The sequence below is a fragment of the Ectopseudomonas oleovorans genome (genome assembly GCF_029845265.1).
GTDB lineage: Bacteria > Pseudomonadota > Gammaproteobacteria > Pseudomonadales > Pseudomonadaceae > Aquipseudomonas > Aquipseudomonas oleovorans.
Genome location: NZ_JAOCLK010000001.1, coordinates 231,802 through 253,366, shown reverse-complemented (window position 1 = coordinate 253,366; position 21,565 = coordinate 231,802). Strand labels below are relative to the sequence as shown.

Annotated in this window: 26 protein-coding genes; 21 read left to right on the top strand and 5 right to left on the bottom strand. The window is 62.2% G+C overall.

Features of this window, described 5'->3' with window-relative positions; translation table 11 throughout:
* Nucleotides 1-257 precede the first annotated feature (257 nt).
* Both N5J71_RS22445 and N5J71_RS01355 read left to right on the top strand, forming a co-directional pair.
* The gene (locus tag N5J71_RS22445; RefSeq protein ID WP_003462736.1) at nt 258-593 is read left to right on the top strand and encodes a CDGSH iron-sulfur domain-containing protein; all 336 of its coding nucleotides are present in this window, start codon (nt 258-260) and stop codon (nt 591-593) included.
* A gap of 156 nt (nt 594-749) precedes the next feature.
* Nucleotides 750-1,067: a YqfO family protein gene (locus N5J71_RS01355; RefSeq protein WP_003462734.1), complete on the top strand. Its 318-nt coding sequence runs from the start codon at nt 750-752 to the stop codon at nt 1,065-1,067.
* Nucleotides 1,068-1,202: 135 nt separating this feature from the next.
* Here N5J71_RS01355 and N5J71_RS01350 read toward each other — a convergent pair whose 3' ends face one another.
* Both N5J71_RS01350 and N5J71_RS01345 read right to left on the bottom strand, forming a co-directional pair.
* Nucleotides 1,203-1,706 (bottom strand): L,D-transpeptidase family protein, encoded by a 504-nt coding sequence (locus N5J71_RS01350; RefSeq protein WP_003462732.1) that lies wholly within the window; start codon nt 1,704-1,706, stop codon nt 1,203-1,205.
* An 18-nt stretch (nt 1,707-1,724) separates the two neighbouring features.
* A complete protein-coding gene (locus N5J71_RS01345) occupies nt 1,725-2,279 on the bottom strand; it encodes an NUDIX hydrolase (RefSeq protein WP_003462730.1) in 555 nt (184 codons plus the stop codon).
* A gap of 149 nt (nt 2,280-2,428) precedes the next feature.
* On the opposite strand from N5J71_RS01345, the gene N5J71_RS01340 reads away from it, so the two are divergent.
* From N5J71_RS01340 to N5J71_RS01320, 5 genes are read left to right on the top strand one after another with little or no spacing between them, the layout of a single operon-like run.
* On the top strand, nt 2,429-3,034 hold the full coding sequence (locus tag N5J71_RS01340) for a CoA pyrophosphatase (protein ID WP_039964927.1): 606 nt from the start codon (nt 2,429-2,431) through the stop codon (nt 3,032-3,034).
* A gap of 21 nt (nt 3,035-3,055) precedes the next feature.
* A complete protein-coding gene (locus N5J71_RS01335) occupies nt 3,056-3,583 on the top strand; it encodes a gamma carbonic anhydrase family protein (RefSeq protein ID WP_003462726.1) in 528 nt (175 codons plus the stop codon).
* Nucleotides 3,576-3,776, top strand: coding sequence for a DUF1289 domain-containing protein (locus N5J71_RS01330; protein ID WP_039964880.1), 201 nt, complete (start codon nt 3,576-3,578; stop codon nt 3,774-3,776). The genes N5J71_RS01335 and N5J71_RS01330 overlap by 8 nt, the downstream gene beginning before the upstream one ends.
* A gap of 21 nt (nt 3,777-3,797) precedes the next feature.
* Nucleotides 3,798-4,979, top strand: a complete 1,182-nt coding sequence (gene purT, locus N5J71_RS01325; RefSeq protein WP_084341143.1) for a formate-dependent phosphoribosylglycinamide formyltransferase — start codon at nt 3,798-3,800, stop codon at nt 4,977-4,979.
* Nucleotides 4,976-5,710: an SGNH/GDSL hydrolase family protein gene (locus N5J71_RS01320; protein ID WP_125873897.1), complete on the top strand. Its 735-nt coding sequence runs from the start codon at nt 4,976-4,978 to the stop codon at nt 5,708-5,710. Before purT ends, N5J71_RS01320 begins: the two co-directional genes overlap by 4 nt.
* Here N5J71_RS01320 and N5J71_RS01315 read toward each other — a convergent pair.
* On the bottom strand, nt 5,682-6,968 hold the full coding sequence (locus N5J71_RS01315; protein ID WP_279916154.1) for an HlyC/CorC family transporter: 1,287 nt from the start codon (nt 6,966-6,968) through the stop codon (nt 5,682-5,684). The genes N5J71_RS01320 and N5J71_RS01315 overlap by 29 nt on opposite strands.
* Nucleotides 6,969-6,978: 10 nt before the next feature.
* Nucleotides 6,979-7,779: a cytochrome C assembly family protein gene (locus N5J71_RS01310; RefSeq protein ID WP_003462716.1), complete on the bottom strand. Its 801-nt coding sequence runs from the start codon at nt 7,777-7,779 to the stop codon at nt 6,979-6,981.
* Between the two features lie 157 nt (nt 7,780-7,936).
* Between N5J71_RS01310 and ffh the strand changes: the two genes are divergently transcribed.
* The 10 genes from ffh (at nt 7,937) to thrC (ending at nt 16,873) form a co-directional block, all read left to right on the top strand.
* Nucleotides 7,937-9,316 (top strand): signal recognition particle protein, encoded by a 1,380-nt coding sequence (gene ffh / locus N5J71_RS01305; RefSeq protein WP_003462712.1) that lies wholly within the window; start codon nt 7,937-7,939, stop codon nt 9,314-9,316.
* 141 nt (nt 9,317-9,457) lie between these two features.
* The gene (gene rpsP / locus N5J71_RS01300; RefSeq protein WP_037003051.1) at nt 9,458-9,709 is read left to right on the top strand and encodes a 30S ribosomal protein S16; all 252 of its coding nucleotides are present in this window, start codon (nt 9,458-9,460) and stop codon (nt 9,707-9,709) included.
* Between the two features lie 8 nt (nt 9,710-9,717).
* Nucleotides 9,718-10,254, top strand: coding sequence for a ribosome maturation factor RimM (gene rimM / locus N5J71_RS01295; protein WP_074858024.1), 537 nt, complete (start codon nt 9,718-9,720; stop codon nt 10,252-10,254).
* 5 nt (nt 10,255-10,259) lie between these two features.
* Nucleotides 10,260-11,003, top strand: a complete 744-nt coding sequence (gene trmD / locus N5J71_RS01290) for a tRNA (guanosine(37)-N1)-methyltransferase TrmD (protein ID WP_074858022.1) — start codon at nt 10,260-10,262, stop codon at nt 11,001-11,003.
* A 42-nt stretch (nt 11,004-11,045) separates the two neighbouring features.
* Entirely contained in the window at nt 11,046-11,396 is a 351-nt protein-coding gene (gene rplS, locus N5J71_RS01285) for a 50S ribosomal protein L19 (RefSeq protein ID WP_003246155.1), read from the top strand.
* An 81-nt stretch (nt 11,397-11,477) separates the two neighbouring features.
* On the top strand, nt 11,478-11,891 hold the full coding sequence (locus tag N5J71_RS01280) for an acyl-CoA thioesterase (protein ID WP_074858020.1): 414 nt from the start codon (nt 11,478-11,480) through the stop codon (nt 11,889-11,891).
* Between the two features lie 106 nt (nt 11,892-11,997).
* A complete protein-coding gene (xerD, locus tag N5J71_RS01275) occupies nt 11,998-12,894 on the top strand; it encodes a site-specific tyrosine recombinase XerD (protein ID WP_279916153.1) in 897 nt (298 codons plus the stop codon).
* A 119-nt stretch (nt 12,895-13,013) separates the two neighbouring features.
* The gene (gene dsbC / locus N5J71_RS01270; protein WP_003462695.1) at nt 13,014-13,739 is read left to right on the top strand and encodes a bifunctional protein-disulfide isomerase/oxidoreductase DsbC; all 726 of its coding nucleotides are present in this window, start codon (nt 13,014-13,016) and stop codon (nt 13,737-13,739) included.
* Nucleotides 13,740-14,101: 362 nt separating this feature from the next.
* Nucleotides 14,102-15,406 (top strand): homoserine dehydrogenase, encoded by a 1,305-nt coding sequence (locus N5J71_RS01265; RefSeq protein ID WP_147810011.1) that lies wholly within the window; start codon nt 14,102-14,104, stop codon nt 15,404-15,406.
* A 57-nt stretch (nt 15,407-15,463) separates the two neighbouring features.
* A complete protein-coding gene (gene thrC, locus N5J71_RS01260; RefSeq protein ID WP_003462689.1) occupies nt 15,464-16,873 on the top strand; it encodes a threonine synthase in 1,410 nt (469 codons plus the stop codon).
* Between the two features lie 46 nt (nt 16,874-16,919).
* Here thrC and N5J71_RS01255 read toward each other — a convergent pair whose 3' ends face one another.
* Nucleotides 16,920-17,174, bottom strand: a complete 255-nt coding sequence (locus N5J71_RS01255; RefSeq protein WP_084341139.1) for a hypothetical protein — start codon at nt 17,172-17,174, stop codon at nt 16,920-16,922.
* A 369-nt stretch (nt 17,175-17,543) separates the two neighbouring features.
* On the opposite strand from N5J71_RS01255, the gene N5J71_RS01250 reads away from it, so the two are divergent.
* The 4 genes from N5J71_RS01250 to N5J71_RS01235 all read left to right on the top strand — a co-directional run bounded on the left by N5J71_RS01250 (nt 17,544) and on the right by N5J71_RS01235 (nt 21,559).
* Nucleotides 17,544-18,092, top strand: a complete 549-nt coding sequence (locus N5J71_RS01250) for a rhomboid family intramembrane serine protease (protein ID WP_039964876.1) — start codon at nt 17,544-17,546, stop codon at nt 18,090-18,092.
* Nucleotides 18,093-18,346: 254 nt separating this feature from the next.
* Complete coding sequence (locus N5J71_RS01245; protein ID WP_074858014.1) at nt 18,347-18,886, top strand: YaeQ family protein; 540 nt, start codon at nt 18,347-18,349, stop codon at nt 18,884-18,886.
* 72 nt (nt 18,887-18,958) lie between these two features.
* Nucleotides 18,959-20,668, top strand: a complete 1,710-nt coding sequence (recJ, locus tag N5J71_RS01240; RefSeq protein ID WP_116618059.1) for a single-stranded-DNA-specific exonuclease RecJ — start codon at nt 18,959-18,961, stop codon at nt 20,666-20,668.
* Between the two features lie 165 nt (nt 20,669-20,833).
* Nucleotides 20,834-21,559 (top strand): tellurite resistance TerB family protein, encoded by a 726-nt coding sequence (locus N5J71_RS01235; RefSeq protein ID WP_084341137.1) that lies wholly within the window; start codon nt 20,834-20,836, stop codon nt 21,557-21,559.
* Nucleotides 21,560-21,565: the final 6 nt, after the last annotated feature.

Below are 21,565 nucleotides of genomic sequence, written 5' to 3'. Positions count from 1 at the left end.
TCTCCCATTTATGGGGCGAAGAGGCGCGCTTTGGAAGCACTGCTTCCTGCGCCGATGAGCGCCTGATCGCGAAGCGATCAAGCCGGGGCGCGGAGCGGGGTGCCCGAAGGGCGGGAGAGGGCCAAAGCGGCCGCGCTCCGATCCAGCTTGAGCTGGCACCGGTGTATAGCGAACGCCGAACCCTCTCCCCAGCCCTCTCCACTAGGCGTGCCCCCAATAAATGGGAGAGGGAGCCGATCGTGGAGCGCGTAACCCGGATGCAATCCGGGATAACCGTTGCCACACCGTCACCCGGATTTCATCCAGGCTACACAGGCCCAGCCATGGCCGATGATCCTCTCCCCATCCTCCCCGAAGTTCGCCTAGTCAGGCCTGGCGAAACTCATCATCTATGCCGCTGCGGGCATTCGCCCGACATGCCGAACTGCACACCCGACTGCGTCCAGTCTCTGATTCTGCAGCCCGAGCGCGAGCAGCGTCTGCTGCTATGCCGCTGTAGCCGATCCGCAAACCTGCCCTACTGCGATGGCAGTCACAGCCCGCCGACCACCGGTCTGGCCGACAAATGGCGGCGCTTTTTCAGCGGTCGCTGAGAACGCCACGCCCTTTGCCTGAGTCGAAAGCAACGAATCGTTTTAATGCTGCGTATGGATTTGTGCGGGCGATCTCAAGACAACTTCATGGCGCAATGACATCATATTGGCGTCATGGCTTGTCTGTTGTTCGGTTGCCCATCTGCGGAGAACTTGATGTACAAACTGTGTTTTTACGTGCCGGAAGCCTATCTGGAGCCGGTGAAAAAGGCGGTGTTCGCAGCCGGCGGCGGGCGCATCGGGCGGTACGACAACTGCTGCTGGCAGGTGTTGGGCCAAGGTCAGTTCCGCGCTCTGGAAGGTAGCCAGCCGTTTATCGGTCAGGTTGGCAGCGTCGAGCAGGTTGCCGAGTGGAAGGTGGAAATGGTCGTTGCCGACGAGTTGATCCACGATGCCGTGAAGGCACTGAAGAAGAGTCATCCTTACGAAACACCGGCCTTCGATGTCTGGCGCTTGTCCGATCTGCAGTTCTGAATCACCTCAGCTAAGGCCTGCAACGCAGCCCTTCGTAGGAGCCCCGCCTCGGGGCGAAGCTTTTCGCCTCAGCGCGGCACGGGTTCGCGGCGGGGCGCCGCTCCTACAGGTTCAACGGGCGATTCAGTGTCTGGCTCAGGGCCTGATTTCGATCAGCGTCCCATCCTTGACCAGGCTCCATACCTCGCGCATGTCGTCGTTCTTCATGGCGATGCAGCCCTCGGTCCAGTCCAGGGTGTGGAAGAACCACTCCGGATATTCCTCATCCAGTGGCGTGCCGTGAATCATGATCATGCTGCCCGGCGGCACCCCGGCTTCCTTGGCGCGAGCCAGATCGCGTGCGTTGGGGTAGGAGATATGCAGCGACATTTGGTACTTATCGCTCGGCTTGCGCCAATCGATCCAGTAGAAGCCTTCCGGTGTGCGCAGGTCGCCTTCGCGCTGTTTGGCACCATTGGGCTGCTTGCCCAGGGAAATACGGTACGACTTGATGGTTTCGCCACGCTGCTGCAGATGCAGTTTGCGCTCGGATTTGAGCACCAGCACCTTGTCCACGGTCTGCTGGCTGGTCGCAGGCGTGGTGCTGGCCAGGGCGTTGAAGCTGAGAGTCAGGCAAAGCAGGGGCAACAACCAGCGCATCGGGAACGTCCGCAAGGGTCAACGGGGTGTGTAGTGGGCACGCAGCGCTTCGAGTGGCTCATTGCGTAGCGGAAAGAGATTCTGCCGACGGTCGGCGAAGAAGCATTCTAAGGTACGGCCTATGGTCGGGAAAGCCAGCTCTGACCAAGGGATTTCGCTCTCTGCAAACAATCGCACCTCCAGGCTTTCCTCGCCGACGGCAAAATCCAGGTCGACCAGTTCGGCGCGAAACAGCATGTACACCTGGCTGATGTGCGGCAGATCGAAGAAGGTATAGAGGCTCAGGTCGCGTACGCGGGCGCAGGCTTCTTCGAGGGTCTCACGGGCGGCGGCCTGTTCGGTTGTTTCGCCGTTTTCCATGAAGCCGGCCGGCAACGTCCAGTAGCCGCGGCGCGGCTCGATGGCGCGGCGGCACAGCAGCACCTGGTCGCCCCACACAGGCAGGCAGCCGGCAACGATACGCGGATTTTCGTAATGCACGGTGGCGCAGTGGCCGCAGACATGGCGCATGCGATTGTCGCCCGCGGGGATCATGCGGGTGACCGGGTTGCCGCACTGGCTGCAGAATTTCATGCCCGTTCCTCTTTTTCTGGCGTTATCTTGGCCGGCTGAGAGGTGGCCGGCAAGCCCGCTATTGCGGCCGGCCTGTCCTGTCGTCGGGGTTGGGCGGCCGCGTGCTTTCATGCCATGATGCCTGGCAAAACAAGACTCCGAGTATGCCCATGCTGGACGAGTTGCTCCATCGTGTGCGCGGTTACAGTCCGCGCCCTCTGGAGACCGAGCGCAGCTTCCCCGAAGCGGCGGTGCTGGTCCCGATTACCCGCAGTGACGAACCTGAGCTGGTGCTGACCCTGCGCGCCAGCGGTTTGTCGACCCACAGTGGCGAGGTTGCCTTTCCCGGTGGCCGGCGTGACCCGGAAGACCGCGATCTGGTGGACACCGCACTGCGCGAGGCCGAGGAGGAAATTGGCCTGCCACCTGGTTTGGTCGAGATGGTTGGGCCGCTCAGCAGCCTGGTGTCGCGCCACGGCATTCAGGTCACGCCCTACGTCGGGCTGGTGCCGGATTACGTCGAGTACAAGCCCAACGACGCTGAGATCGCCTCGGTATTCTCGGTGCCGCTGGAGTTCTTCCGCAGCGACCCGCGCGAAGTCACCCACCGTATCGACTACTTAGGGCAGAGCTGGTACGTGCCGTCCTACACCTATGGCGAGTACCGCATCTGGGGCCTGACCGCGATCATGGTGGTGGAGTTGGTCAACCTGATCTTCGACGATGCGCAGATCGCTCTGCACCAGCCCCCCGAACACTTCATACACCTGCGCTGATAGCGCCGAGGACTGACAAGCATGAAATACCGCCTGGGAAGCTCCCGTGTCGACGCCCATCCCGAGAGCTGGGTCGCACCAAGCGCCGACCTGATCGGCAAGGTTCGCCTGGAGGCCGGCGCCAGTGTCTGGTTCGGCGCCGTGTTGCGCGGCGACAACGAACTGATCCATATCGGCGAGAACAGCAACGTGCAGGACGGTAGCGTCATGCACACCGACATGGGCTTTCCGCTTACGCTGGGCAAGGGCGTCACCGTCGGCCACAACGTGATGATGCACGGCTGCAGCGTGGACGATTACAGCCTGATCGGCATCAACTCGGTGATCCTCAACGGCGCCAAGATCGGCAAGTACTGCATCATCGGCGCCAACAGCCTGATTCCCGAAGGCAAGGTGATTCCCGACGGCAGCCTGGTCATGGGCAGCCCGGGCAAGGTGGTGCGCGAGCTCACCGAGCCGCAGAAGAAGATGCTGGAGGCCAGCGCCGCGCATTACGTTCATAATGCGCAGCGCTATTCCCGTGAGCTGGTGCCTGATGACGATGAGTGATGTACAAAAACCGGTGCGCTCACCCTGTGTGCATGTCTGCGCGCTGGATGAGCAGGATATCTGCATCGGCTGTCAGCGTACCGCCGCCGAAATCACCCGTTGGGGCCGCATGGGCAATGCCGAGCGCCGCGAGGTACTGCAACGCTGCCTGGAGCGCGCCCGCGCTTCCGGTCTTTTACTGACTCCGTCCTGATTCACTGTTCGAGGAACACTCATGCCCCGTATTGGAACCCCTCTGTCGTCTTCTGCGACCCGTGTGCTGCTGTGTGGCTGCGGCGAACTCGGCAAGGAAGTGGTGATCGAGCTGCAGCGCCTGGGCTGTGAGGTCATCGGTGTTGATCGTTATGCCAATGCGCCGGCCATGCAGGTGGCGCACCGCAGCCACGTCATCGACATGCTCGATGGTGCAGCCCTGCGTGCAGTGATCGAAAAGGAACAGCCGCACTACATCGTGCCCGAGATCGAGGCGATCGCCACGGCCACGCTGGTCGAGCTGGAAACCGAAGGCTTCAACGTGGTGCCGACCGCACGTGCCGCACAGCTGACCATGAACCGCGAAGGCATTCGTCGTCTGGCGGCCGAGGAGCTGGGCCTGCCCACCTCGCCGTATCATTTCTCCGACACCTTTGAGGACTACGCCGCCGCGGTGAAATCCGTCGGCTACCCCTGCGTGGTCAAGCCGATCATGAGCTCTTCCGGCAAAGGCCAGAGCGTCCTGAAAAGCGACGCCGACCTGCAGCGCGCCTGGGACTACGCTCAGGAAGGCGGCCGCGCCGGCAAGGGGCGGGTGATCGTCGAGGGGTTCATCGATTTCGACTACGAAATCACCCTGCTTACCGTGCGTCATGTCGGTGGTACCAGCTTCTGCGCCCCGATTGGCCACCGCCAGGAGAACGGTGACTACCAGGAGTCCTGGCAGCCGCAACCGATGAGCCCGAAGGCGCTGGCCGAATCCGAGCGCGTGGCGCTGGCAGTGACCGAGGCACTCGGTGGCCGTGGCCTGTTCGGTGTCGAGCTGTTCGTCAAGGGCGATCAGGTGTGGTTCAGCGAAGTTTCGCCGCGCCCGCACGACACCGGTCTGGTGACGCTGATTTCCCAGGAATTGTCCGAGTTCGCCCTGCATGCCCGCGCCATTCTCGGTCTGCCAATTCCGGCAATCCGCCAGATGGGCCCGTCGGCGTCGGCGGTGATTCTGGTGGAGGGCAATTCGCAGCAGGCCAGCTTCGCCAACCTCGGCGCCGCGCTGAGCGAGCAAGACACGGCGCTGCGCCTGTTCGGCAAACCCGAAGTCAAGGGCCAGCGCCGCATGGGCGTGGCGCTGGCACGTGACGAATCCATCGAGGCTGCACGTGCCAAGGCGCTGCGCAGCGCGCAAGCGGTTCGCGTCCAGCTGTGAGTCGGCATGCGCTGTGGTGGCTGGCAACTGTGCCATTGCTGCCACTGGCGCTGCCTCTGGCCCTGAACACCCGGCGCACCGCCTTGCGCCTGCCGGTTGCGCAGGGCGAGCCGAGCGGTGTCGCCGCTGCGCATCTTCCGGGTGAGCCGCTGCACCTGCTGTTGATCGGTGAGTCGACCGTGGCAGGCGTTGGGGTCACCCACTTCGATCAATCGCTGGCAAGTTGCCTGGCCGCCGCCCTGGCTGAGCGCCTGGGGCGACCGGTGCGCTGGCGCGCCTGTGGCGAAAATGGCATCACCGCGCCTGAGGCCCATGAACGCCTGTTACCGCAGGCATTGATGGAGCCCGCGGACCTGGCGCTGCTGGTGTTCGGCGTCAATGACACCACCCACCTGACACCGAGCAAGCGTTGGCTGCAGTCACTGGCCGGGATGGCCGCTGCGCTGGGCGAGCAGGGCTGTCACGTGGCATTCAGCGGCGTACCGCCGTTGCAGCACTTCAGCGCCTTGCCCTGGTTGCTGCGGCAGTTGATGGGCTGGCGGGCCCGCTTGCTGGATGCTGAGTTGCAGGGCCTGGCGCAACGCCTTGGCGCATTGCATTGCCGGCTGGACCTGCCGTTCGAAGCGCATTACCTGGCCGAGGATGGCTATCACCCATCGGCAATGGGCTACCGACGCTGGGCCGATGGCCTGGCCGAGCGTCTCACTCCGTCGTTGCAGCGTCCGGTTTGACCTTTTTCACCTGCCACACGCGGACGCTCTTCACCCGGTTGTCCGCCGCCTGCAGGATCTCCAGGCGATAGGGGCCGATCTTCAGGCAGACGCTGCTGTCAGGGATGGTCTCCAGGGCTTCGGTGATCAGGCCATTGAGGGTCTTGGGACCATCGCTGGGCAGATGCCAGCCGAGAGTCTTGTTCACTTCGCGAATGTAGGCGGCGCCGTCGATGACCAGCGTGCCGTCTTCTTGCGGATGAATGTCGGGGCTGCGCAGGCTGTCCTGGTTGCTGAAGTCGCCGACGATCTCTTCGAGGATATCTTCCAGGGTGACGATGCCGATCACCTCGCCATACTCGTCGACGACGATGCCGATGCGCCGCTTCTGCTTCTGGAAATTGATCAGCTGGGTCGCCAGCGGCGTGTTTTCCGGGATGAAATAGGGCTCGTTGCAGGCTGCCAGCAAGCTGTCCTTGGTCAACTGGTTGTGGCTCAGCAGGCGGGCGATCTGGCGCATGTGCACCACGCCTTCGATCTGATTGATGTCGCCACGAAACACCGGCAGGCGCGTGTGAGAGGTGCTACGCAACTGACCGATGATGATTTCCAGGTCGTCGTCCAGGTCGATGCCGGCCACCTCGTTGCGCGGGATCATGATGTCGTCCACCGTCACCCGTTCGAGGTCGAGGATGCTCAGCAGCATGCTCTGGCGGTTCGTCGGCAGTTCTGAGCCGGACTCACGCACCACGCTGCGCAGTTCCTCGGTGGACAGACTGTCGCTGACGCGCTGCGTCGGGTCGATGCCGAACAGGCGCAGCAGGCCGTTGCTGATCACGCTGGTCAGCCAGACCACCGGGTAGAGCAGGCGTAACAGCAGGCTCAGTACGCGGCTGGCAGGGAAGGCCACCAGTTCCGGGCGTAGCGCGGCCAGGGTCTTGGGCGTAATCTCGCCGAAGATCAGTACGATGATGGTCAGGCCTGCGGTGGCGATGGCGATACCGGCCTCACCCCACATGTCCACCGCCAGCACTGTGGCGATGGAAGCGGCGAGGATGTTGACCACGTTGTTGCCGACCAGGATGGTGCCGAGCAGGCGATCCGGGCGATCCAGCAGGCGGGTGACGCGCTTGGCGCCCTTGTGGCCCTCCTTGGCCAGATGCTTGAGCCGGTAGCGGTTGAGGCTGAGCAGGCCGGTCTCGGAGCTGGAGAAGAACGCCGAGCAGAGGATGAGGAAAAACAACAGGCCGAGCAGGTAGCTCGAATGTATGTCGTCCATGACGTCTGCCTCAGATGTGCAGGATGAATTCGCGTACCAGCTTGCTGCCGAAATAGGCCAGCATCAGCAGACAGAACCCGGCGAGGGTCCAGCGAATGGCCTTGTGCCCGCGCCAGCCGAGCTGGTGGCGCCCCCACAGCAGCACAGCGAAAACCACCCAGGCGAAGCAGGACAGGAAGGTCTTGTGCGCCAGGTGCTGAGCGAACAGATCATCGATGTACAGCGCGCCGGACAGCAGCGACAGCGACAGCAGCAGCCAGCCGGCGAAGAGAAAGCCGAACAGCAGGCTTTCCATGGTTTGCAGGGGTGGAAAGTTGCGGATCAGCCCGGACGGGTGCTTGTGCTTGAGCTGATGGTCCTGCAACAGCAGCAGGATCGACTGGAACACGGCGATGGTGAGCATGCCGTAAGCCATGATCGAGAACAGGATGTGGGCGAGGATGCCGGGGTGCTCGTTGATCGGGTTGATGGTGCCACTGGGCATGAATTCGGCCGCCAGCACGGTCAGTGTGCCGAGCGGGAACAGCAATAGCAGCAGGTTTTCCACCGGGATGCGCAAGCAGGCCAGCAGAATCAGGCCGATAACCGCCCAGGCAATCAGGCTGGCTGCGTTGAAGAAGTCCAGGTTGAGGCCGTGTACGTCATACAGCTGGTAGAACAGGCTGATGCCGTGCAGGCACAAGGCGAGCACACCTAGCGACGCCAGCAGGCGTTTGTCGGGGATGCTGCGCTGCGTCAGACGCAGGCCTTGGTAAGCGGCGGCGCCGGCATAGAGGAGGGCGGCGGCGAGACTGGGCAACAGAGGGTGCATAAATCCGTGTAAGGCGAGCCCGAAAGGCGCTGAGTGTGGCACAGAAGGGCGTCAGCACGAAAGACCGCCGGCGGTGTCGGCAGCTCGGCGACTTCGCTATAATCCGCCGCCTGTCGCACACCCGGCGCGCCGGGTCGCACCTATCAAAGGAACGCGCATGTTCGAAAATCTTACCGATCGCCTGTCCCAGACGCTGCGTAATGTCACGGGCAAGGCCAAGCTGACCGAAGACAACATCAAGGATACGCTGCGCGAAGTGCGCATGGCCCTGCTCGAGGCCGACGTGGCTCTGCCGGTGGTCAAGGACTTCGTCGGCAAGGTCAAGGATCGCGCCGTTGGTACCGAAGTCTCCAAGAGCCTGACGCCGGGCCAGGCCTTCGTGAAGATCGTTCGCGCCGAGCTGGAAGAGCTGATGGGCGCTGCCAACGAAGACTTGGCGCTCAATGCAACTCCGCCAGCCGTGGTGCTGATGGCCGGCCTGCAGGGCGCGGGCAAGACCACCACCGCCGGCAAACTGGCCAAGTTCCTCAAGGAGCGCAAGAAGAAGTCTGTGCTGCTGGTGTCGGTCGACGTCTACCGTCCGGCGGCAATCAAACAGTTGGAAACCCTGGCGGGCGACCTCGGGGTGACTTTCTTCCCCTCCGATGCCAGTCAGAAGCCGGTGGATATCGCCAACGCAGCGATCCGCGAAGCCAAGCTGAAGTTCATCGACGTGGTCATCCTCGATACCGCCGGTCGCCTGGCCATTGATGCCGAGATGATGGCCGAGATCCAGGCGCTGCACGCAGCCGTCAAACCGGTCGAAACGCTGTTCGTGGTCGACGCCATGACCGGCCAGGACGCCGCCAACACCGCCAAGGCGTTCGGCGAGGCGTTGCCGCTGACTGGTGTGGTGCTGACCAAGGTCGACGGTGACGCCCGTGGTGGCGCTGCCTTGTCCGTCCGTCATATCACCGGCAAGCCGATCAAGTTCATCGGTATGGGCGAGAAGAGCGACGCGCTCGAGCCCTTCCATCCGGATCGTATCGCCTCGCGCATCCTCGGCATGGGTGATGTGCTCAGCCTGATCGAACAGGCCGAGCAGACCCTTGATCGCGAGAAGGCCGAGAAACTCACCAAGAAGCTGAAGAAGGGCAAGGGCTTCGATCTCGAAGACTTCCGTGATCAGCTGCAGCAGATGAAAAACATGGGCGGCCTCGGCGGTCTGATGGACAAGCTGCCGTCCATCGGTGGCGTTAATCTGTCGCAGATGGGCAATGCTCAAGGTGCGGCGGAGAAGCAGTTCAAGCAGATGGAGGCGATCATCAACTCGATGACGCCGGCCGAGCGCCGCGATCCGGACATCATCAGTGGCTCGCGCAAGCGCCGCATCGCTATGGGTTCCGGTACCCAGGTGCAGGACATCGGTCGCTTGATCAAGCAGCACAAGCAGATGCAGAAGATGATGAAGAAATTCACCGCCAAGGGCGGTATGGCCAAGATGATGCGCGGCATGGGCGGCATGCTTCCGGGTGGCGGCGGAATGCCGAAATTCTGAGGCCTGTACGCCGGCCGATGGTCGTCCGGAAAAAGAGATTTGCAAACCGCCGCATAATCCTTAAAATATGCGGCCTTTCGGGCCTAGGCCCATTTTTGATGTGTGCCTCAAGTTAGCACCGACTACAGGAACGATGTTCTCATGGTAACTATTCGTCTCGCTCGTGGCGGCTCCAAAAAGCGCCCCTTCTACCACCTGACCGTGACCAACAGCCGCAATGCGCGCGACGGTCGCTTCGTAGAGCGTATCGGTTTCTTCAACCCGATCGCCGCGGGTGCTGAAGTCAAGCTGTCCGTCAATCAAGAGCGTGCTGCCTACTGGCTGAGCCAGGGCGCGCAGCCGTCTGAGCGCGTTGCTCAGCTGCTCAAGGAAGCTGCCAAGGCTGCTGCCTAAGCATCTTTATGAGTACGACGCCGGCCGTCGCCGAGGATTTGATCGTTCTCGGCAAGATTGTTTCGGTGCACGGCGTCAAGGGTGAAGTGAAGGTGTACTCCTTTACCGATCCCATCGATAACGTGCTCGATTACCGCAACTGGACGCTCAGGCGTGACGGTGAGGTAAAGAAAGTGGAACTGGCCAGCGGCCGCCTTCAGGGCAAGGTGCTGGTAGCCAGGTTGAAAGGTCTGGATGATCGCGAAATTGCGCGTACCTACGCCGGTTTCGAGATCTGCGTGCCGCGTAGCGAGTTGCCAGAGCTGGAAGATGGTGAGTTCTACTGGTACCAGTTACAGGGCTTGAAGGTCATTGATCAGGCAGAGCAGCTGCTCGGTGTGGTCGACCACTTGTTCGAGACCGGTGCCAACGATGTGATGGTGGTCAAGCCCTGCGCGGGCAGTCTGGATGATCGCGAGCGTCTGTTGCCCTACACGGGGCAGTGCGTGCTTTCGATTGACCTGGCAGCTGGTGAGATGCGGGTCGACTGGGATGCGGATTTCTAAGGCTCATGCGTGTAGAAGTCATCACCCTGTTCCCGGAAATGTTTGCCGCCATCGGCGAGTACGGCATCACCAGTCGAGCGGTCAAGCAGGAGCTTCTCAAGCTCAATTGCTGGAACCCGCGAGACTACACGACTGATCGTCACCATACGGTGGATGACCGCCCTTTCGGCGGTGGTCCGGGAATGGTGATGAAAATCAAGCCTCTCGAGGATGCCTTGGCCGGTGCCAGGCAAGCCGCGGGAGAGAAGGCGAAGGTGATCTACCTGTCGCCGCAGGGCCGTAGCCTGAATCAGGCGGCGGTCCGCGAGCTGGCGCAGGAGGATGCACTGATCCTGATCGCTGGTCGTTATGAAGGCATCGACGAGCGTTTCATTGAGGCGCATGTCGATGAGGAATGGTCGATTGGCGACTACGTCCTGTCCGGCGGTGAGCTGCCGGCCATGGTGCTGATCGACGCGGTGACGCGCCTTTTGCCTGGTGCATTGGGTCATGCCGATTCGGCCGAGGAGGACTCCTTTACGGATGGCCTGCTCGACTGCCCGCACTACACCCGCCCGGAGGTGTATGCGGATAAACGTGTTCCCGAAGTGTTGCTTAGTGGCAATCACGAACACATCCGGCGCTGGCGTTTGCAGCAGTCCCTTGGTCGGACCTGGGAACGTCGCGCTGATCTTCTGGATAGCCGCTCGCTTTCTGGAGAAGAGAAGAAGCTGCTGGAGGAATACATCCGCCAGCGGGACGATAGTTAACGTATCGATGATGGGCCGGGAGGCTTGTCTTAGGAGCGCAGCATGACCAACAAGATTATCCAGATGCTCGAAGCCGAGCAGATGAACAAAGAAATCCCGACTTTCGCCCCGGGCGACACCGTAGTCGTGCAAGTGAAAGTGAAGGAAGGCGACCGTCAGCGTCTGCAGGCCTTCGAAGGCGTGGTTATCGCCAAGCGTAACCGCGGCCTGAACAGCGCCTTCACCGTGCGCAAGATCTCCAGTGGTGTTGGTGTTGAGCGTACCTTCCAGACCTACAGCCCGCTGGTCGACAGCCTGAGCGTCAAGCGTCGCGGTGACGTGCGCAAAGCCAAGCTGTACTACCTGCGCGATCTGTCCGGCAAAGCCGCGCGCATCAAGGAAAAGCTGTCCTAAGTTTGGACGCTTCTCTGACAAAAGCAGCCTAAGGGCTGCTTTTGTCGTTTCTGGCCTCCAGTAATCATCAGTGGTAATGGCATGACCCCAAGAGAGCAAGAGATTCAGCGGCGCATCGCGCTGTCGGAAACCCGCGTGACCAAGGCGGTGTTTCCGCCGACCACCAATCATCACAACACCCTCTTCGGCGGCACCGCGCTGGCCTGGATGGACGAAGTGTCGTTCATCGCTGCCACGCGTTTCTGTCGTTTGCCGTTGGTGACGGTGTCCAGTGATCGCATCGATTTCAAGCATGCGATACCGGCCGGCTCCATCGTCGAATTGGTCGGGCGGGTGATCAAGGTGGGCAACACCAGTCTCAAGGTGGAGGTCGAGGTGTTCGTCGAGGGGCTGTATCAGGAAGGGCGCGAGCGGGCGATCAGCGGTAGTTTCAGCTTCGTCGCCGTCGATGATCAGCAGAAGCCAGTGCCGGTATTGCCGGGATTCGCTAGCTAGCCATTTGCCGGCCTTGGGCAAGGGCCGCTGATCGTCGGCCTGGTCTGCTGGTGCGTCGGGTGTTGGCTGTGGAACACTTGCCTACCCTGTAATTGAAGGTCAATCGATGCCTGCGCTGACTCACCCTCTGATCGAGCGCTTCCTCGAAGCCCTATGGTTGGAAAAAGGGCTTTCCGCCCATACTCAGGCCGCCTATCGCAGTGATCTGGAGCACTTCAATGGCTGGCTCGCTGGGCGTGGCCTGGCGCTGCAGCATATCGGCCGCGACGCCATTCTCGATCACCTGGCCTGGCGTCTCGAGCAGGGCTATCAGGCGCGCTCCACGGCGCGCTTTCTCTCCGGTGTGCGCGGCTTCTACCGTTTCCTGCTGCGTGAAGCACTGATCAGCGAAGACCCGACCTTGCAGGTCGAGCTGCCGCAGGTCGGCCGGCCACTGCCCAAGTCACTGTCCGAAGCGGATGTCGAGGCGTTGCTGCAGGCGCCGGACCTGGATGACCCCATCGGCCTGCGTGATCGCGCCATGCTCGAGGTGCTCTACGCCTGCGGTTTGCGTGTCAGCGAGCTGGTCGGTCTGACGCTGGAGCAGGTCAATCTGCGTCAGGGCGTACTGCGGGTGTTCGGTAAAGGCAGCAAGGAGCGTCTTGTACCGTTGGGTGAAGAGGCTATTGCCTGGATCGAGCGCTACATACGCGAGGCGCGTCCGCTGTTGCTGGGCGGCAAACCCAGCGATGTGCTGTTTCCCAGCTTGCGTGGCGAGCAGATGACTCGGCAGACCTTCTGGCATCGCATCAAGCATCAGGCCCAGGTCGCTGGCATCAGCAAGGCGTTGTCGCCGCACACATTGCGCCACGCCTTCGCCACGCATCTGCTCAATCACGGCGCCGATCTGCGGGTGGTGCAGATGTTGCTGGGGCACAGTGACCTGTCCACCACGCAGATCTACACCCATATCGCACGTGCCCGTTTGCAGGAGCTGCATGCGCAACACCACCCGCGTGGCTGATGCGCTGGCGGAATGGGGGGCCGTTGGCTGCGCCATCTGCTAGCTGGTCGGCTGTCCGGTGTTGCATCTGTGGTAGGCTGTTGCGATTTTCAACGGTCCGTCGTTCGACAGGAGTATTCATGTCCCTGACCCGTATTTCCCTGGCTCTGGCACTTGTGCTGGGCAGTAGCGCCGCCCTGGCTGCCGATCCTGATCAGGCCATTCGCCAGTCGCTCAAGTCGCTCGACGCCAATTTGCCGATCGAGGCGATTGCCGAAAGCCCGTTGCCGGGTATCTATCAGGTGCAGCTGGAGGGCGGCCGTCAGCTCTATACCAGTGCCGATGGTCAGTTCCTGATCCAGGGTTATCTGTTTCAGGTCAAGGACGGTAAGGCCGTCAACCTGACCGAGCTCGAAGAAAGCCGCGCGGTGGCCAAGCAGATCAATGCCATTCCGGCCAAGGAAATGGTGGTGTTCGCGCCGAAGGCGCCGAAGACCCATATCACCGTGTTCACCGATACCGACTGCGGCTACTGCCAGAAGCTGCACAGTGAAGTGCCCGAGCTCAACCGTCTGGGCGTCGAAGTGCGTTATGTCGCCTTCCCGCGCCAGGGCCTGAACAGCCCGGCGGCCAAGGAGCTGGTCAATGTCTGGTGCGCCAAGGATCAGCAGGAGGCGATGAACCGCGCCAAGACCCGCCAGAGCGTAGCCGATGCCTCCTGTGACAACCCGGTGGCCAAGCAGTACCAGCTCGGCCAGATGATTGGGGTCAATGGTACGCCGGCTATCGTGCTGGCCAACGGCAAGATGATTCCGGGCTATCAGCCGGCGCCGCAGTTGGCCAAAATTGCGCTGGAGTCGAACTAAGAACCTGTCCACGAGCTGCTGTGCGTCGGCTCTGCTGCGTTAAAAACAGGCCCGGAAAGCCGCTTGCGGCTAACGCACCTCAGTGCGGCCCGAAAGGGTGAGCGAAGCGAGTAATGCTCATTTACACCTCGTAAACTGCGCTTCCTTGCCTGTTTGACTCGCTGGCGCTCGCCCTTCGGGCCAGCCTTCGGCTGTTACTCCCGCTGGTCGTTGCGCCTTGCATAGCTCTAGCTCGCGAGCTCGTGATCAGGTTCTGTGAGCGGTGGATTGACTAACAAACAGCCGCTTCGTAAGGTGCGGCTCTTTATCTGCGGCCGGAGCATGCTCCGGCCGTTTCGTGCAGTGCTGATGGGGAATTGAGTGTGAAGCCGGTCAAAGTGGGCATCTGTGGGTTGGGCACCGTCGGTGGCGGTACGTTGAATGTACTCAAGCGCAATGCTGAGGAGATTACTCGGCGCGCCGGTCGCGGCATCGAGATTGCCCAGATCGCCATTCGCTCGCCCAAGCCGCAGTACGACACCACCGGCATTGCCATGACCAGCGACGTGTTCGAGCTGGTCAACAACCCCGAGATCGATATCGTCATCGAGCTGATCGGCGGTTACACCCTGGCCAAGGAGCTGGTGCTCAAGGCCATCGACAACGGCAAGCATGTGGTCACCGCCAACAAGGCGTTGATCGCCGTACACGGCAACGAGATCTTCGCCAAGGCGCGCGAGAAGGGCGTGATCGTCGCTTTCGAAGCGGCTGTGGCTGGCGGTATTCCGGTGATCAAGGCGATCCGCGAGGGGCTTGCGGCCAACCGCATCAACTGGCTGGCCGGCATCATCAACGGCACCGGCAACTTCATCCTCACCGAGATGCGCGAGAAGGGTCGTGCCTTCGAGGACGTGCTCAAGGAAGCGCAGGCGCTGGGTTATGCCGAAGCTGATCCGACTTTCGACGTCGAAGGCATCGATGCCGCGCACAAGCTGACCATTCTCGCATCCATCGCTTTCGGCATCCCGTTGCAGTTCGACAAGGCCTACACCGAAGGCATTACCAAGCTGACCACAGCCGACGTGAACTATGCCGAGGCGTTGGGCTATCGCATCAAGCACCTGGGTGTCGCTCGCCGCACCGAGGCTGGTATCGAGCTGCGCGTGCACCCGACGCTGATTCCGGCCGATCGCCTGATCGCCAACGTCAACGGCGTGATGAACGCGGTGATGGTCAATGGCGATGCCGTCGGCAGCACCCTGTACTACGGCGCGGGCGCCGGCATGGAGCCGACCGCTTCGGCAGTGGTGGCTGATCTGGTAGATGTGGTGCGTGCACTTACTACCGATCCGACCAACCGCGTGCCGCACCTGGCCTTCCAGCCGGATTCGCTCTCCGATCACCCGATCCTGCCCATTGCCGAGTGCGAGAGCGCCTACTACCTGCGCATCCAGGCCAAGGATCATCCTGGCGTGCTGGCCCAGGTGGCGAGCATTCTCTCCGAGCGCGGCATCAATATCGAGTCGATCATGCAGAAGGAAGCCGAGGAGCAGGACGGCCTGGTACCGATGATCCTGGTCACCCACCGTGTGGTCGAGGCGCGTATCATCGAGGCCATCGCCGCCATGGAAGCGCTGGATGGCGTGACCTCGCCTGTCATGCGCCTGCGCGTCGAACAGCTCAACTAATCCCGTGTCCACCCGCAGGCGCAGGCCTGCGGGTGCAGTCGAACGAAGGTTTATCCCATGCGCTATATCAGTACCCGCGGCCAGGCGCCGGCCCTGAATTTCGAAGACGTGCTGCTGGCTGGCCTAGCCAGTGATGGCGGCCTCTACGTGCCGGAGAATCTGCCGCGCTTCACCGTCGAGGAGATCGCTTCCTGGGCCGGCCTGCCGTACCACGAGCTGGCCTTCCGGGTGATGCGCCCGTTCGTTGCCGGCTCCATCGCTGATGCCGACTTCAAAAAGATTCTCGAAGAGACCTACGGTGTGTTCGAGCACAACGCCGTGGCGCCGCTGCGGCAGCTCAATGGCAATGAGTGGGTGCTGGAGCTGTTCCACGGCCCGACCCTGGCGTTCAAGGACTTTGCCCTGCAACTGCTCGGCCGCCTGCTCGACCACGTACTGGCCAAGCGCGGCGAGCGCGTGGTGATCATGGGCGCCACCAGTGGCGATACCGGCTCGGCCGCCATCGAAGGCTGCAAGGCCTGCGACAACGTCGACATCTTCATCATGCACCCGCACAACCGCGTGTCCGAAGTGCAGCGCCGGCAGATGACCACCATCCTCGGCGAGAACATCCACAACATCGCCATCGAAGGCAACTTCGATGACTGCCAGGAGATGGTCAAGGCCAGCTTCGCCGACCAGGGCTTCCTCAAGGGCACGCGCCTGGTGGCGGTCAACTCGATCAACTGGGCGCGGATCATGGCCCAGATCGTCTACTACTTCCACGCTGCGCTGCAGCTCGGCGCGCCGGCGCGATCCATCGCCTTCTCGGTGCCGACCGGCAACTTCGGCGATATCTTTGCTGGTTACCTGGCGCGCAACATGGGCCTGCCGGTCAGCCAGCTGATCGTCGCCACCAACCGCAACGACATCCTGCACCGCTTCATGAGCGGCAATCAGTATGTAAAAGAAACCCTGCACGCGACCTTGTCGCCGTCGATGGACATCATGGTCTCGTCCAACTTCGAGCGCCTGCTGTTCGACCTGCATGGGCGTAATGGTGCGGCTATCGTCGGCTTGATGGATACTTTCAAGCAAGGTGGTGGCTTCAGTGTCGAGGAAGATCGCTGGAGCGAGGCGCGCAAGCTGTTCGATTCGCTGGCGGTGAATGACGAGCAGACCTGCGAGACCATCACTGAGGTGTACAGGGAGTGTGGCGAGCTGCTCGATCCGCACACCGCCATCGGTGTGCGCGCCGCGCGTGAGTGCCGCCGCAGTCTGGCGACGCCCATGGTGGTGCTGGGTACCGCGCATCCGGTCAAATTCCCCGAGGCGGTGGAAAAGGCCGGTATCGACGCCGTGCCGGCGCTGCCGGCGCACCTGGCCGATCTGTTCCAGCGCGAGGAGCGCTGCACGGTGCTGGCCAATGACCTGAAGACCGTGCAGCAGTTCGTTGCCGCGCATGGTAATCGCGGCAAGCCGCTCTGAGGCTGTCGCTTCGATAAAACCGGCGCCCTCGTGGCGCCGGTTTCGTTTACAGGGCGAAGATCAGGCCGGCTAGCGCCATCAGAATGATCAGAATCAGCCAGATCAGCGCATTGAGGCGGCTGGCGCGTACCACGGCAGCGCCACGCATACGTATGGGCGGGTTGTCTTCCAAGTATTGGTCGACGCGGCGCTCGGCTTCCTTCTGGTCGTTGGCCAGGTTTTCGCTGAGCAGGTCGATGGCGGCCTGGCGTTGATTGGCATGCAGCAGTTGGCGTACGGCCGGGGGGAGTTCGTCAAGCATGCGGCCGATCCTCTTGATCAGGTGAGCGTCAGTCAGTCCGTGCTGGTGGCGACTGTTGGTCGGCACCTGATGTCGTCACAGTGGCAAGCTGGCAGTCATGGAGATGCTGCAGTTACCTTTAATAAGCCCTCGTAGTCGAGATATTGGCAAGGCGCCAGTTGACCATCGCCACTGCATGTCTGCGCTGCCGGTATCGAACGGTGCTTGCAGCGCTTGCGCAGGGCACGCAAGAATTGCCGGAGAGGGCAATAGCCTCCTGTCGCGAATAAGGGTTATGCAAACGAATACCGATATTGGCTGGCGTAGTTGTGGCGTTACATGGGAGGTATCCATCTCGATCCTTTGCATGACGGCAGGCGGCGTAGCATCGTGAGGCGAGGCTGGCTGGTCGAGTTGCGTCCGCTGCTGTTGATCAGTGGCGCGCTGCTGCTGGTGCAACTGGTCAATGCTTCGCTCGGTGGCGCCTTGAACGTCTGGGGGCTGGTGCCCCGGCATATCGAGGCGCTGCCTGGCATTCTCCTCGCGCCCTGGCTGCACGGCAGTTGGGCGCATTTGCTGAGTAACCTCAGTGGACTACTGGTGCTCGGTAGCCTGGTGTTGTTGCGTTCGCGTAGAGACTTCTATTTGTCCAGCGCCTTCATCATTGTCGGTAGCGGTGTGTTGGTCTGGTTGTTCGGACGCACTGGTCTGCACGTTGGAGCCAGTGGCTGGCTTTTTGGCTTCTGGGGATTGCTGTTGGCGCGAGCCTGGTTCGAACGCAGCCTGCTCGACCTGTTGCTGGCTGTGCTGGTTTTTTGCCTTTATGGCGGCTGGTTTTTCGGTCTGTTGCCGCGTGCCGATGTCTCCTTTGAGTACCACCTGGCGGGTGCGTTTTGTGGCGTGTTATATGCCGCGCTGAGTCGCCGACAATATCGTTGAATGGACTGCAGCCGGCTCGGTGAGTAACTGGTGTGATTGCCTGGTTGGCCTGTGCCGAAGTAGCGATGCGCGCGACGGGGCAGGTGGTGTGAGGGTGGGGCGGGTTATGGCCTGAGCTCTTGCAGATAGAGCATCCTGTCGTGCCGGGCATCAGGGCGGCTCAAGTGGCTGACGATGCGCTTGTGTCCGGTCGGGCGGCGGAAGAGGTTTCGCGGTAGACTTGGCGACTTTCCCGACCAGCCAAGAAGCCCGCCATGGCCCTGCCATCGACCACGTACAAGATCGAACTGAACCTCACCGACATGGATCGCAGCGTCTATGAAAACCTGCGTTTCACCGTCGCGCGTCACCCGTCCGAAACCGAAGAGCGCCTGGCCGCGCGGTTGATCGCCTATGCGCTGTTCTATCACGAGCAACTGGCGTTCGGCCGCGGTCTGTCGGATGTCGACGAGCCGGCGCTGTGGGAAAAGAGCCTGGATGATCGCGTGCTGCACTGGATCGAAGTGGGGCAGCCGGATAGCGAGCGCATTACCTGGTGCTCGCGGCGTACCGAAAAATTCAGCCTGGTGGCCTACGGTAACCTGCGCGTGTGGCAAACCAAGTGCCTCGATCCCGTACGCAGCCTGAAGAATATCAACGTGGTCGCCCTGGGCCAGGAAGCATTGGCCGACCTGGCGCTGGACATGCCACGTTCGCTGAATTGGAGCGTGATGATCAGCGATGGTGAGTTGTTCGTCACCGACGAGCGTGGTCAGCACGAAATCCCCATTGAGTGGCTCGCTGGTCAGCGTTGAAATCATAGGGCGGGTGCAACCCGCCGGATCACTGTGGCGGGTTGCACCCGCCCTACAAGAAAAAGACCCAAGATGCGTATCGAAGCCCGTCCCTTACCCGCACAACTGCCTGACCTGGGCAATCTGCCGCCTTTGCTGACCCGTCTCTACGCCGCCCGCGGCGTGCAGTCTGCCGAGGAGCTGGACAAGGGCCTTGCACGGTTGATCCCGTACCAGCAGCTCAAGGGCATCGATGCGGCGGTGGAGCTGTTGGTGCAGGCGCTTGAACAGCGTCAGCGTATCCTGATCGTCGGCGACTTCGACGCCGACGGCGCCACCGCCAGCTCGGTCGGCGTGCTTGGCCTGCGTCTGCTTGGCGCGGCGCATGTGGATTATCTGGTGCCGAACCGCTTCGAGTACGGCTATGGCCTGACTCCGGAGATCGTTGCCGTGGCGCTGGAGCGCCAACCCGATCTGTTGCTGACCGTCGACAACGGCATCTCCAGCGTCGACGGCGTGGCTGCCGCCAAGGCGGCCGGGCTGACGGTGCTGGTCACCGACCACCACCTGCCTGGGCCGGAGCTGCCGGCGGCCGATGCCATCGTCAACCCCAATCAGCCGGGTTGCGAGTTTCCGAGCAAGGCCATGGCTGGTGTCGGCGTGATGTTCTATGTGCTGTTGGCGCTGCGCGCGCGGCTGCGCGAGATCGGCTGGTTTGCCAGTCGGCAGGAGCCGAATCTAGGCGAGCTGCTCGACCTGGTGGCGCTGGGCAGTGTCGCCGATGTGGTGCCGTTGGATGCCAACAACCGCATCCTGGTGCACCAGGGCCTGGCGCGTATTCGTGCCGGCCGGGCAAGGCCGGGCCTGCGGGCGATTCTCGAAGTAGCCGGGCGCGATCATCGGCGTATCACCTCCACCGATCTCGGTTTCATCCTCGGCCCACGGCTGAATGCGGCCGGGCGCCTGGACGACATGAGCCTCGGTATCGAATGCCTGCTCTGCGACGACGAAGCCCTGGCCCGTGACATGGCGGTGCAGCTCGACCAGCTCAACCAGGATCGCAAGGCCATCGAGCAGGGCATGCAGCGTGAGGCGCTGGCCCAGCTCAAGGATCTGCCAGTGGCGGACATGCCATTCGGCCTGTGCCTGTTCGAGCCGGACTGGCACCAGGGGGTGATCGGCATTCTCGCTTCGCGCCTGAAGGAGCGCTATCACCGCCCGGCCATCGCCTTCGCCGATGCCGGCGACGGCCTGCTCAAGGGCTCGGCGCGTTCGGTGCCGGGGCTGCATATCCGCGATGCGCTGGACGCCGTGGCGGCGCGTCATCCGGGGCTGATCAGCAAGTTCGGCGGGCATGCCATGGCTGCCGGGATGTCGCTGCCGCAGGAGAATTTCGGCGCCTTCGCCGTCGCCTTCGATGCCGAGGTACGCCGCCAGTTGTGCGAGGACGACCTGACCGGTCGCTTGCTCTCAGACGGCCAGTTAGACGCCACCGAATTCCATCTGGAGCTGGCCCGCGCTCTGCGCAACGCCGGGCCCTGGGGCCAGCATTTTCCCGAACCGCTGTTCCATGGCGTGTTTCAGATCGTCAATCAGCGCATCGTCGGTGAGCGTCACCTGAAGCTGGTACTCAAGACCGAGTGCGGCAGCGTGCAACTCGACGGTATCGCCTTCAACATCGATCGCGAGGTCTGGCCCAATCCGACGCTGCGTTGGGCCGAAGTGGCGTACAAACTCGACCTCAACGAGTTTCGTGGCAATGAAACCGTGCAACTGATGGTGGCGCACATCGCCCCGCGCTGAGTGCGACGGTTATGAAATTCGGCGTTACCAATATGCCCGGCTGGTTGGGGCGAACTCTGCTAGAAATTCACGTCCGTTCAACCGCTGTCGGTTGAAGAGCCACGGGATTTCCCGGTGCTTTCCGGGGTCGGATGTTCCGGTGCCTACTTTTCAGGAGAGTTCGTGATGAACACCAGTAATCTGCTCGACCAACTGCTCAAGGCCGGCCAGCAGGCCATGCAAAAACCTGCGGCGAAGAGCCCTCAGGGGCAGCAGGCAGGCGGTCTAGGCGGTCTGCTCTCTGGCGGAGGCCTGGGCAGTCTGCTCTCGGGCGCCGGTGGCGGCGCGTTGGCGGCCGGTGCGGTCGGCCTGCTGCTGGGCAGCAAGAAGGCGCGAAAGATGGGCGGCAAGGCGCTGACCTATGGTGGTCTGGCCGCGCTCGGCGTGATGGCGTACAAGGCCTATGGCAACTGGCAGGCGCAGCAAGCCCAGCAGGGTGGTGCGCAGCCGGTCGAGCCGCAAACCCTGGATCGTTTGCCGGCGCCGCAAGTCGAGCAGCACAGCCGCGCCATTCTCAAGGCGCTGGTGGCGGCGGCCAAGGCCGATGGTCATGTCGATGAGCGTGAGCGTCAGTTGATCGAAGAGGAGTTGGGCAAGCTGGCGCAGGACGCCGAACTGCAGAGCTGGCTGCACACCGAGCTGAACAAGCCGCTGGATCCGGCCGACGTCGCGCGTGCTGCCAGCACGCCGGAAATGGCCGCAGAAATGTACCTGGCCAGTGTGCTGATGGTCGACGAAGAGCACTTCATGGAGCGCGCCTACCTCGAGGAGCTAGCGCGTCAACTGAAGCTGCCACTGGCGCTGAAGAGCGAGCTGGAAACCCAGGTGCGCTCGCTGTCGGCCGGTGTCTGAGTCGTC

Bases quoted from the DNA above. Each gene is read 5' to 3' on its own strand.
- N5J71_RS22445 (WP_003462736.1), top strand. From the start codon at position 258: ATGCAATCCGGGATAACCGTTGCCACACCGTCACCCGGATTTCATCCA.
- N5J71_RS01355 (WP_003462734.1), top strand. From the start codon at position 750: ATGTACAAACTGTGTTTTTACGTGCCGGAAGCCTATCTGGAGCCGGTG.
- N5J71_RS01350 (WP_003462732.1), bottom strand. From the start codon at position 1,706: ATGCGCTGGTTGTTGCCCCTGCTTTGCCTGACTCTCAGCTTCAACGCC.
- N5J71_RS01345 (WP_003462730.1), bottom strand. From the start codon at position 2,279: ATGAAATTCTGCAGCCAGTGCGGCAACCCGGTCACCCGCATGATCCCC.
- N5J71_RS01340 (WP_039964927.1), top strand. From the start codon at position 2,429: ATGCTGGACGAGTTGCTCCATCGTGTGCGCGGTTACAGTCCGCGCCCT.
- N5J71_RS01335 (WP_003462726.1), top strand. From the start codon at position 3,056: ATGAAATACCGCCTGGGAAGCTCCCGTGTCGACGCCCATCCCGAGAGC.
- N5J71_RS01330 (WP_039964880.1), top strand. From the start codon at position 3,576: ATGAGTGATGTACAAAAACCGGTGCGCTCACCCTGTGTGCATGTCTGC.
- purT (WP_084341143.1), top strand. From the start codon at position 3,798: ATGCCCCGTATTGGAACCCCTCTGTCGTCTTCTGCGACCCGTGTGCTG.
- N5J71_RS01315 (WP_279916154.1), bottom strand. From the start codon at position 6,968: ATGGACGACATACATTCGAGCTACCTGCTCGGCCTGTTGTTTTTCCTC.
- N5J71_RS01310 (WP_003462716.1), bottom strand. From the start codon at position 7,779: ATGCACCCTCTGTTGCCCAGTCTCGCCGCCGCCCTCCTCTATGCCGGC.
- ffh (WP_003462712.1), top strand. From the start codon at position 7,937: ATGTTCGAAAATCTTACCGATCGCCTGTCCCAGACGCTGCGTAATGTC.
- rpsP (WP_037003051.1), top strand. From the start codon at position 9,458: ATGGTAACTATTCGTCTCGCTCGTGGCGGCTCCAAAAAGCGCCCCTTC.
- rimM (WP_074858024.1), top strand. From the start codon at position 9,718: ATGAGTACGACGCCGGCCGTCGCCGAGGATTTGATCGTTCTCGGCAAG.
- trmD (WP_074858022.1), top strand. From the start codon at position 10,260: ATGCGTGTAGAAGTCATCACCCTGTTCCCGGAAATGTTTGCCGCCATC.
- rplS (WP_003246155.1), top strand. From the start codon at position 11,046: ATGACCAACAAGATTATCCAGATGCTCGAAGCCGAGCAGATGAACAAA.
- N5J71_RS01280 (WP_074858020.1), top strand. From the start codon at position 11,478: ATGACCCCAAGAGAGCAAGAGATTCAGCGGCGCATCGCGCTGTCGGAA.
- xerD (WP_279916153.1), top strand. From the start codon at position 11,998: ATGCCTGCGCTGACTCACCCTCTGATCGAGCGCTTCCTCGAAGCCCTA.
- dsbC (WP_003462695.1), top strand. From the start codon at position 13,014: ATGTCCCTGACCCGTATTTCCCTGGCTCTGGCACTTGTGCTGGGCAGT.
- thrC (WP_003462689.1), top strand. From the start codon at position 15,464: ATGCGCTATATCAGTACCCGCGGCCAGGCGCCGGCCCTGAATTTCGAA.
- N5J71_RS01255 (WP_084341139.1), bottom strand. From the start codon at position 17,174: ATGCTTGACGAACTCCCCCCGGCCGTACGCCAACTGCTGCATGCCAAT.
- N5J71_RS01245 (WP_074858014.1), top strand. From the start codon at position 18,347: ATGGCCCTGCCATCGACCACGTACAAGATCGAACTGAACCTCACCGAC.
- recJ (WP_116618059.1), top strand. From the start codon at position 18,959: ATGCGTATCGAAGCCCGTCCCTTACCCGCACAACTGCCTGACCTGGGC.
- N5J71_RS01235 (WP_084341137.1), top strand. From the start codon at position 20,834: ATGAACACCAGTAATCTGCTCGACCAACTGCTCAAGGCCGGCCAGCAG.